The organism is Rossellomorea vietnamensis, from assembly GCF_025398035.1.
Classification (GTDB): domain Bacteria; phylum Bacillota; class Bacilli; order Bacillales; family Bacillaceae_B; genus Rossellomorea; species Rossellomorea vietnamensis_B.
On sequence record NZ_CP104558.1, the window covers coordinates 3,272,069 to 3,282,500 of the forward strand.

Below are 10,432 nucleotides of genomic sequence, written 5' to 3' on the forward strand. Positions count from 1 at the left end.
CACTTCTATTATTCTATTATCCAATTAAGGGGGAAAACATGAATGAGAAATAGGACAAAGCGTCACTTCTCAGTGGTAATGACATTGATGATGCTGATCAGTCTGTGGTCACCATTCGCTCCGGCGGCTTCTGCGGTTGCCGATGGAAATGAGGCGGCGACAGCAGCGGATTCCGGTGACCGCACGGTACGCTTCACGTATGACCGTGAAGACGAAACGTACGACGGCTGGAACATATGGGCATGGAATACAGGGGTGAAGGATGATCAAATCAACTTCGACTCCTATGAAAACGGAGTGGCGGTAGCGAACATCGCCGTCGCACCTGAAACGGAGCAGTTCGGGTTTGTTCTGCGCAGTACCGAGGATTGGGGTACGGCTCAAAAAGAATTCGGCGACCGCTTCATTAAAGTGAATAAGAACGACACCCTCACCAAGGCCTACATAACAAGTGGTGTCGAGGAGATCCGCATCGTACCGGACGGGTCCGCACCGGTCATCGATCAGGGGGATGCGACATTCTACTATCGTGACAAGAACCTTTTCCAAAACGATCAAATGGATACGATCGAAAAAGTGGAGTTAAAGTACAACGGAGAAACGAAGGAAATGACGTATGAGCCGGAGAATGAGCGGTTCGTTCTGCCATACGACAACATTCCTAACGGGAAAAATGAGTACAGTTTTTTAGTCACAAAAGATGGTGTGACGACGGAAGTGAGTGATCCTTACAATACGGTGGACGGCAAATCGGTTCTTGATTTCCAGAAAGCCGATCTGACAGTGACGGGTTCTGTGGCTCCTGCAGCTGTGGACTATAACGAAAATGCCGTCTTGAATGTTGACATCGAAGGATTGACAGATGGTTTAAAGATTCAAAAAATCACGGCGGATGTTTCTTCATTAGGCGGATCGGAGAAGTTTGAGATCGATCCGTCACTGAATGAAGTGACCCTTTCCGTGGATGATGACATTACGGCAGGGACGAAGTCGATTCCTCTAACCGCAGTCGACTCCTACGGAAACGTCTATAAAGGAAGTACTGAAATCGAAGTGAAAGCAAGGCAGTCTGTCGGCGATTCCGACCTTGATTGGGATGAATCGATCATTTATTTCATGCTGACGGACCGGTTCTTTAACGGAGATACGTCGAACGATGATCCTTACAACCTGAATTATGACAAGTCGAAACGCGGCACGTATCAAGGCGGAGATTTTAAAGGGATCACGGACAAACTCGATTACCTTGATAAGCTTGGCGTGAACACGATCTGGATCAGTCCGGTTGTGGAGAATGTGAAGTACGATGTGAGAAAAGGGGAAGAGGGGGAGCCTTACTTCGGCTACCACGGCTACTGGGCGAGCAACTTCGGCGAGCTTAATCCTCACTTCGGAAGCATGGACGACTTCCATAACCTGATTGATGAGGCACATGATCGCGGAATCAAGATTATGGTCGATGTCGTGTTGAACCACACCGGTTACGGATTGAAAGAAATCGACGGCGAGCTGCCTGAAGATCAGCGTCCTGCCGGATATCCGACTGACGCCGAACGTGAAAAGTACAGCGACATCCTTCGTCAGGGCAATGTTGGTAGTGACGAAGTGGTCGGTGAACTGGCCGGGCTTCCTGACGTAATGACCGAAGATCCTGAAGCGCGTCAGCAGATCATCGACTGGCAGACCGATTGGATCGAGAAAGCGAAAACGGATAAAGGCAATACGATCGACTATTTCCGTGTCGATACGGTGAAGCATGTGGAAGACGCCACATGGATGTCGTTCAAGAATGCGATCACTGAAAAAATGCCGAAGCACAAAATGATCGGGGAAGCCTGGGGCGCAAGTTCCGACAATGACTACGGTTACCTTGATACAGGGATGATGGATTCCCTCCTTGACTTCGGATTCAAGGATATCGCCCGTGAGTTTGTGAGCGGCAACTTGAAAGCGGCCAATGATAAACTGACGGCCCGAAACGGGAAGATTGATAACACGGCCACACTTGGACAATTCCTGGGGAGCCATGATGAAGACGGATTCCTGTATTCACTCGGCGGTGACGAAGGCAAGCTGAAGCTTGCTGCCTCCCTTCAGGCTACGTCGAAAGGACAGCCGGTCATTTATTATGGTGAAGAGCTTGGGCAGAGTGGTGCGAATAATTATCCTCAGTATGATAACCGCTATGACCTGAACTGGGATGATGTAGAGAATAATGATGTGCTGGATCACTATACGAAGATCCTAAACTTCAGGGGAGCCCATTCGGATGTGTTTGCAAAGGGTGAGAGGCATACAGTCGGCGGCTCGAATAGCGACCAGTTCCTATTATTCTCTCGTGACTATGAAGACGACTCCGTGTACGTCGGGTTAAACGTCGCGGATGAAGCGAAAGAGATCACGCTGACGGTTGATTCACCAGATGCGGTCGTGACCAATGCTTATTCCGGAGAAACCTATCCTACAACTGAATCGGGTAAGGTAACGTTGACCCTTCCTTCCAAAACAGACGGAGGTACGGCACTTCTCACGGTTGAAGGCGGCAGCATCAAGGGTGCAGTGGCTGGAGGAGAAGATCCAGAAGCGGAACCTGTACCTGAAAACAACATCCGCATCCACTATAACCGGACGGATGCTAACTACGAAAACTTCGGTGCATGGCTCTGGAATGATGTCGCCTCTCCATCAGCAAACTGGCCGACAGGCGCGACGATGTTTGAAAAAACCGACAGCTACGGGGCTTACATTGACGTGCCGCTTGCTGAAGGGGCAAAAAACATCGGATTCCTCGTCATGGATGTGACGAAGGGAGATGCGGGGAAAGATGGCGGAGACAAATCCTTCTCCATCACAAACCCTGACGTGAATGAAATCTGGATCGAGCAGGGATCGGATAAGGTGTATACGTATGAGCCGGTTGATCTGCCTGCGAACACGGTCCGAATCCACTATGACCGTGAAGACGGGAATTATGAAAACTTCGGCCTATGGACGTGGGGAGATGTGAAATCCCCGACAACAGACTGGCCGACGGGCGCGCTCGACTTTTCAAAGAAGGATCGATACGGAGCGTATGTAGACGTTGAGTTGAATGCCGATGCCAAACAGATCGGCTTCCTAGTTCTTAATGAAGCGACCGGTAATAAGGACGGCGGAGACAAAACCTTCAACCTCCTCGATAAATATGATCAACTCTGGGTAAAAGAGGGCGAAGATACTGTCTTCATTTCCCCTCATGGAGATGTGGCGACGGGACTCGTTTCATCTGAAGTCATTTCGGATGACACGATCCGCCTGAATTTTACGATGACAGATGGTTTGACGGAGGAAGCACTGCTTTCAGGCATTGCCATCAAAGACAGTGCTGGTTCCGATGTGAAAGTAAATAGCGTTAAAATTACCGGAGACAAAACAGTGGAAGTGAAAGCTGATTTTGACCTGAAAAAGCTCCCTCTTTCCATCACCTACTCGGGCAGGACCGTTTCGGCAGAAGCCGGATGGCGACTGCTTGATAACAAGTATGCTTACGATGGGGATGACCTGGGTGCCACGTATAAAAAAGGAAATGCCACATTAAAACTGTGGGCACCGAAAGCAAGTAAGGTGGTCGCAAATATTTATCATAAAAAAGACGCAAGGTCACTAATTGGAAAAGTGGAAATGACTTTAGGTGAAAAGGGTGTCTGGTCAACGGACTTGAAAGCAAAAGACCTCAAAGTGAAAGATTTGAAAGGCTTCTATTATCAATACGAAGTGACCAATGATGGCGTAACGAAAAAAGTACTCGATCCGTACGCCAAATCCATGGCGGCCTTCACCGTCAACACAGAGGGTGAAACAGGACCTGACGACGATAACGTCGGAAAAGCGGCGATCGTCGACTTGAAGGGGACGGACCCTAAGAAATTCACTCATGCTTCCATCGATGGCTATGAAAAACGGGAGGATGCGGTCATCTATGAAATCCATGTCCGTGACTTCACGTCCGACCCGTCCATCGAGAAGGATTTGAAAAAGGAACGTTGGGGCACGTATGACGCCTTCATTAAAAAGCTTGATTACATCAAATCAATGGGTGTGACCCACGTCCAGCTGCTTCCGATCATGGCCTGGTATTACGGTGATGAAACGAAGATGGGAGAACGGGAGCTTGAGTATTCCGCGGGAGGCAACGAGTACAACTGGGGATATGATCCTCACAGCTACTTCTCCCCGGACGGTGCGTATTCAGAGGATCCCACCGATCCACAGCTGCGCATCGAAGAAACGAAGCGATTGATTGATGCGATTCATGATAAAGGCATGGGAGTCGTCCTCGACGTCGTCTACACCCATATGGCCAAAACAAGCACACTGAACGATATCGTGCCGAATTATTATGCGTTCCAGGATGAGCAGGGGAACTTCCTCGGCGGCTTCGGGAATAACCTCGCCACCAACCATGTGATGGCTGAGAAGCTGATGGTGGATTCCGTGAAATACTGGTTCGACGAATACAAGATCGACGGTATGCGCTTCGATATGATGGGGGATGCAAGCTATCCTGCCATCCAGAAAGCCTACGACGCAGCGGCCGAAATCAACCCTAAGGCCCTGTTCATCGGGGAAGGCTGGAGAACATTCGCCGGTCACCTGTCGGATCCTTCCTTAAAAGGAATGGGAGCTGATCAGGACTGGATGGACAAAACCGACGACGTGGGAGTCTTCTCCGACGAAATCCGGAACGAACTGAAATCCGGTTTCGGTTCAGAAGGTGAGCCGCGCTTCCTGACCGGTGGCGCACGGGACATCAACACTATTTTTAATAACATCAAGGGACAGCCGGGTAACACGGCTGACGACGATCCGGGCGACATGGTTCAGTACATCGCGGCCCACGATAATCTGCCGCTGTACGACGTCATTGCCCAATCGATCAAAAAGGACCCGGCCATCCCGGAAAATAACTTGGAAATCCATAAGCGGATTCGACTCGGGAACTCGATGATTCTTACATCACAAGGGACGGCATTCCTTCATGGTGGCCAGGAATATGGCCGGACCAAGCAGTGGCTCGGCGAAGGCGTACCGGAACAGAAATATCATGAGCTAGAGGACGAAAATGGAGACCCATTCGGCTACTTCATCCACGACTCATACGATTCATCCGACGCCATCAACATGTTTGACTGGGAAAAAGCAACGAACAAGAAGAAATACGAAATCAACACAACCACACGGGAATACACAGAAGGTCTGATCAGGCTGAGAAGATCCACCAATGCGTTCCGACTCGGCGACAAAGAACTGGTCGACCAAAATGTATCCCTGATGGATATCCCTGAAATCGCTGATACGGACTTACTGCTTGCGTATAAGAACGTATCGACGGATGATACGGGTGAGTATTATGTATTTGTAAATGCAGATGACGAAGCAAGGACGCTGTCTATCGGAGACTATGACTTCTCTAAAGGAAAAGTTGTGGTGGATAATGATGAAGCGGGGACGCATCCTGTTTCAAAAAAGTCAGGCTTTACCATGAGCGACGACACATTGACCCTGGATCCTTTGACTACCGTGGTTATCAAAGTGGAGGAGAAGGGGAAGAAAGGAAAGAAGAGAAAGAAACATTGATAGATTTATGGAATCTCAACCTTATTCGTAGGGTTGGGATTTTTTTTGCGGAATTTTAAACAAACGTTTGAATAGTGGTCCCAACCATATCAATACAAAGGTGGTAAGGATCTAAATAAACGTTTGTTTGATATTCTTTATTAAGAACAAAACAGGAGTGTTATAATGAAATGTATGGTATGATGGTTTAAAACCACGATAAATAGCGAATAGGAGAATCGATTAATAATGAGGTACCTGCTGCTTTATATCTTACTCCTTAACCTCGTAGATGCATTCGTCACAATGTATGGTTTGCATTTTCAGTATATATCAGAATCCAATCCCCTCATGCATACCCTTTATCTCACGGACCCTTGGTTGTTTCTACTATTGAAGGTCGGTCTTTCGTTCGTTTTGCTGTTCCTTCTTTTTCATCTTAAAACGGATAAACGGTCCTCAAGGGTGTTGCTCCTCGTGTCAGTCTTTGCGGCAGTATCCTACAGCTGTGTTTTTCTCATGCATGGGTACTGGCTGTTGGAGGTCGCAGGTGGACTGGTTTGAGCATGGACTAGAATAAAGAGGCCGTTTAGTCAGGCCTCTTTTCCGTTTACTTCAATTTAATCTGCACCTGCTTGCTTTCCTGAGTATGGATGGTCTTCGGAGTGCGATTTTGCGAAGCGGCCCTTTTCACGGAGCTTGTCACACTGTGGATCATGTCCCCGACATCATGTGCGGACTCGACCAGCGGATCAACGGCTTTCATCTTTCCTTTTACATCAACAGAAATCTGGTTGGCCGTATGGATCAGTTCTTCTGCCTCCTCTGTAATCCCATTCACGGCCTTCCTCATGTCAGACAGTGTCTTCTTCGTTTCGTCCAGCGTGTTCATGACTCTCCTTAATGTCAAAATCAAATAAGCCACAAGAATCTAACGCGACGGCTGCGATAACAGCGCTCCACTCAAGCATTGAGACCAGCTCCCTTCCTTTACTTTAAGTCTATGAAAAAGGAAATTCAGACATTCCTTTACCAGAGTGAGGTATGATGGAAAGGTAAATAATGAGAAAAAGGGAGCGAAAACAATGCTTTCATCCTTACGTGCAATAGAAGAATTGAGATCAGGAAATACACTCATACTGCGGGAACATACGTGGCTCAAATACCTTTCTCTTACGAAAGAGAAAAACGTGAACCTTGAACAAGTTGAATCGCTTGAACAAATGGCACAAAATCCGGTGCTGGAATACGTAGAAAGAACACTCCAAGTACTGGACGGGTTGAGTCTGCACCAACAAGAGAAAGAGTTAGTGGAAGAAGTCCTCATGTGGAGCGAAACGGCCAAGTGCGGCCTACCCCACCAACGAAGAGAGTGGATCGATCACGGCTTTCATCTCGCCATTCATAATATTGGGTCAGCCCAAATTTACGCTTCGGAAATGGAAAAACGACCGGAAGCAAAACGTAATCGTGAGAGGGAGAAGCTACTGTACGTGCTGATCCTGACACACGGTCTCGCCGGTCAATACATACGGGGTGAAGTCAGATACTCATCCATGAGACCTCTGATCGACGTGGCGACAGAAGAAATGTTTCCTCTTCTGTATGCTTTGAATCAATGTATTGTAGCGGGAGTATCCCCTGAGATCTGGAGTTCGGTACAAAAGGAAATGGAAGAGGTGAACCGCTGGATTTGCGATGGAAAAGTGTCCAAAGAGCAAACGTTTCAAGAAAGGCTCCGTAGGTTGCGAAATCTTGCTTCTTTACAGGGGGAAAACGTTGGCGCTGTATACGATGAAAGGCTGAGTTCCCATCCCGATGCAGAAAAGCTTCTGGAACATTTTTTTCGGAAAACGGATATGTGGTATGTTGAGGGCTCTCTTACGGATTTTACGTTTGAAGAATGCATTAAGATCTTTCTGCTCATTGAACGAAACACACGGGAGATTGCCTTGGAACACCTTTCCTTTGAGCCCTTGATGAAGGAGCTGTATTACGACTATAAAGGAAGAAAGACCGTCAATGTTTATAAAAAAAGAATCATAGAATCGTATCTTGCAGAATGCACAATCGAAGAGATCGTCAACGGTAAGCACCCTTCAAACGATCATGTCCGTTTGATCACAGCGCCCCTTCATGCACAGGAAGAAATGGCGGGGGTCGGGTTTTCTTTTTCACGGGCAGGGGAGAAGCTGATTGAATTCTGCCAGGAAGCTGAAAAATCACCCCTTTATGATCGGGCCATCGTCCTGTTATATGACCTGTTCAACTTCAGGAAGGATGCCTATGACAGGCTGAACAATGAACAAACCTACCTAAGTGATATGAATAGCTCACAGGACTTCAAGAAAAAGATTTCGGACTACGCTGTAGGAGAGACAATGGTCGATATCGGTCCGGGGGGAGGAGTCATGCTGGACCTGTTGACCCGTCACCACCCCGGAGCCACCGTCATCGGAATCGACATTGCCGTCAATGTGGTGGAGGAGCTGAAACGGAAGAAGCAAAGGGAAAACGCCCCATGGGAAGTCATGCAGGGAGATGCTCTCAAGCTCGAAGACTACATCGGGAACGAAGGGGCCGACACGATCGTATTCTCGTCGATCCTCCATGAGATGTTTTCCTATATTCCGTACGAAGGTAAAAAATTCAATCATGGGGTCATTGCCCAAACCTTAAAGAGTTCCCTTAAAGCTCTCAGACCAAAAGGAAGGATCATCATCCGGGACGGCATCATGACAGAGCCCGGAGAAGAGAAGCGGATCATTCGCTTTAAAGATCCACGGGGCCTTTCCTTTTTCAAGAGATACGTGGGGGACTTCAAGGGGAGGTCGATCACCTATACCTTAGTAGGAGAAGATGCCGTCCTTCTTGATGTAAACGATGCGATGGAATTCCTTTATACGTATACATGGGGTGAAGAAGCTTACCCCCATGAAGTACAGGAACAATTCGGCTATTTCACTCCATCAAGATTTCGGGAGTTTATCCAGGCGACGCTCGGAGACCAGGCTGAAATCCTGTTATTTGAGCATTACCTGCAAGAAGGGTATGAAGAACATTTAGAAAAGAAAGTCGAGCTTACCGATGAAACCGGAAATCCGGTGCGCCTTCCGGATAGTACATGTTTTACCGTGATTGAGAAGAAATAATGCAATGGTAAAAGGATCTCATTTTAAGGGTAAAGGGTGAGATCCTTTTATCGATTCAGTAATATAAAAAATTTAAAAACAAACTATGATTAATGGGTAAATACATTATAAGACAGAAGGTATATCGACTAAACACACCTTTGTTTATAATAGTGCAAATTATCTTTTCTGGGGAAATATAAAAATAACAGATGTACCTTTGCATATTAACATTAATATTAGAAAATAATCTATTAAGGTTAAAATATCTATTGATATACTCTTTGAAGATGTGGTATATTCTTTTTCGGCTCACAAAAAAATGTGCGATAAGTAAGAGAAAAAAGTTTTCACTTTTGATTATTTAGAAGTTGACTTCTACGAAATAAATTGTTATAGTTATACATGTCCTTAACGGGACGCCATCATGGATTTTTTTCATCAGAATGGCCCATTGGTCAAGCGGTTAAGACACCGCCCTTTCACGGCGGTAACACGGGTTCGAATCCCGTATGGGTCACCATTTTTTTAGAATGTAAAATGAACTTACCATTATATTATGGAGGATTAGCTCAGCTGGGAGAGCATCTGCCTTACAAGCAGAGGGTCGGCGGTTCGATCCCGTCATCCTCCACCAAAGATTTTTGCACCAGCAAAATATCTTTCCATGCGTTGCTTTCATTAAGCAGCAAAACACATGCCGGTGTAGCTCAACTGGTAGAGCAACTGACTTGTAATCAGTAGGTTGGGGGTTCAAGTCCTCTTGCCGGCACCATTTGGTTTTATATGAAAATGAGCCATTAGCTCAGTTGGTAGAGCATCTGACTTTTAATCAGAGGGTCGAAGGTTCGAATCCTTCATGGCTCACCAAAGATTTTTGCGCCAGCAAAATATCTTACCTTCATTTTCTCTAATGTGAAAATGAATAGAATATGCGGGTGTGGCGGAATTGGCAGACGCACCAGACTTAGGATCTGGCGCCGCAAGGCGTGGGGGTTCAAGTCCCTTCACCCGCACCATTACTAGCGCGGAAGTAGTTCAGTGGTAGAACACCACCTTGCCAAGGTGGGGGTCGCGGGTTCGAATCCCGTCTTCCGCTCCAAGTAAGCCGGGGTGGCGGAACTGGCAGACGCACAGGACTTAAAATCCTGCGGTAGGTGACTACCGTACCGGTTCGATTCCGGTCCTCGGCACCAAAGTTTTTTGCGATAGCAAAATAACTTTCCATACATCACTAATATAGAATTAATTTGCGCCCGTAGCTCAATTGGATAGAGCGTTTGACTACGGATCAAAAGGTTAGGGGTTCGACTCCTCTCGGGCGCGCCATATATATCGGGAAGTAGCTCAGCTTGGTAGAGCACTTGGTTTGGGACCAAGGGGTCGCAGGTTCGAATCCTGTCTTCCCGACCACTTCTTTGGGGCCTTAGCTCAGCTGGGAGAGCGCCTGCTTTGCACGCAGGAGGTCAGCGGTTCGATCCCGCTAGGCTCCACCAAGTTTATTTACGGAAGTGAAATATACTTCATTGGTTTCTCAGGAAATCAAACATATAGTAGATTCGTGGCGGTGTAGCTCAGCTGGCTAGAGCGTACGGTTCATACCCGTGAGGTCGGGGGTTCGATCCCCTCCGCCGCTATTACTTAATACATAACGTGCGATTTATAAGGACCCTTAGCTCAGTTGGTTAGAGCAGACGGCTCATAAC

General features: G+C 47.3%; 4 protein-coding genes and 12 tRNA genes (1 of these 16 only partly in view). 15 read left to right on the forward strand and 1 reads right to left on the reverse strand.

Annotation, left to right across the window (positions count from 1 at the left end):
• Positions 1–42 precede the first annotated feature (42 nt).
• Both N5C46_RS16760 and N5C46_RS16765 read left to right on the forward strand, forming a co-directional pair.
• Entirely contained in the window at positions 43–5,616 is a 5,574-nt protein-coding gene (locus N5C46_RS16760; RefSeq protein ID WP_261749489.1) for a pullulanase, read from the forward strand.
• A gap of 228 nt (positions 5,617–5,844) precedes the next feature.
• A complete protein-coding gene (locus tag N5C46_RS16765) occupies positions 5,845–6,159 on the forward strand; it encodes a DUF5658 family protein (protein ID WP_261749490.1) in 315 nt (104 codons plus the stop codon).
• A gap of 46 nt (positions 6,160–6,205) precedes the next feature.
• On the opposite strand, the gene N5C46_RS16770 is transcribed toward N5C46_RS16765, so the two are convergent.
• Positions 6,206–6,487: a DUF948 domain-containing protein gene (locus tag N5C46_RS16770; RefSeq protein ID WP_261749491.1), complete on the reverse strand. Its 282-nt coding sequence runs from the start codon at positions 6,485–6,487 to the stop codon at positions 6,206–6,208.
• A gap of 193 nt (positions 6,488–6,680) precedes the next feature.
• Here N5C46_RS16770 and N5C46_RS16775 point away from each other — a divergent pair, with 193 nt between their 5' ends.
• The 13 genes from N5C46_RS16775 to N5C46_RS16835 all read left to right on the forward strand — a co-directional run.
• Entirely contained in the window at positions 6,681–8,747 is a 2,067-nt protein-coding gene (locus N5C46_RS16775) for a class I SAM-dependent methyltransferase (protein ID WP_261749492.1), read from the forward strand.
• 427 nt (positions 8,748–9,174) lie between these two features.
• Positions 9,175–9,249 (forward strand) — tRNA-Glu (locus N5C46_RS16780).
• Positions 9,250–9,287: 38 nt separating this feature from the next.
• Positions 9,288–9,363 (forward strand) — tRNA-Val (locus N5C46_RS16785).
• 62 nt (positions 9,364–9,425) lie between these two features.
• Positions 9,426–9,501, forward strand: a tRNA-Thr gene (locus N5C46_RS16790).
• Between the two features lie 19 nt (positions 9,502–9,520).
• Positions 9,521–9,596, forward strand: a tRNA-Lys gene (locus N5C46_RS16795).
• A gap of 64 nt (positions 9,597–9,660) precedes the next feature.
• A tRNA-Leu gene (locus N5C46_RS16800) sits at positions 9,661–9,745 on the forward strand.
• Between the two features lie 8 nt (positions 9,746–9,753).
• Positions 9,754–9,828, forward strand: a tRNA-Gly gene (locus N5C46_RS16805).
• Positions 9,829–9,833: 5 nt separating this feature from the next.
• Positions 9,834–9,922 (forward strand) — tRNA-Leu (locus N5C46_RS16810).
• A 56-nt stretch (positions 9,923–9,978) separates the two neighbouring features.
• Positions 9,979–10,055 (forward strand) — tRNA-Arg (locus N5C46_RS16815).
• A 7-nt stretch (positions 10,056–10,062) separates the two neighbouring features.
• Positions 10,063–10,139: transfer RNA gene (locus N5C46_RS16820), tRNA-Pro, on the forward strand.
• A gap of 7 nt (positions 10,140–10,146) precedes the next feature.
• A tRNA-Ala gene (locus tag N5C46_RS16825) sits at positions 10,147–10,222 on the forward strand.
• A gap of 67 nt (positions 10,223–10,289) precedes the next feature.
• A tRNA-Met gene (locus N5C46_RS16830) sits at positions 10,290–10,363 on the forward strand.
• Positions 10,364–10,392: 29 nt separating this feature from the next.
• Positions 10,393–10,432, forward strand: a tRNA-Ile gene (locus N5C46_RS16835); it runs 34 nt beyond the window's last position.

Bases quoted from the DNA above. Each gene is read 5' to 3' on its own strand.
- N5C46_RS16760 (WP_261749489.1), top strand. From the start codon at position 43: ATGAGAAATAGGACAAAGCGTCACTTCTCAGTGGTAATGACATTGATG.
- N5C46_RS16765 (WP_261749490.1), top strand. From the start codon at position 5,845: ATGAGGTACCTGCTGCTTTATATCTTACTCCTTAACCTCGTAGATGCA.
- N5C46_RS16770 (WP_261749491.1), bottom strand. From the start codon at position 6,487: ATGAACACGCTGGACGAAACGAAGAAGACACTGTCTGACATGAGGAAG.
- N5C46_RS16775 (WP_261749492.1), top strand. From the start codon at position 6,681: ATGCTTTCATCCTTACGTGCAATAGAAGAATTGAGATCAGGAAATACA.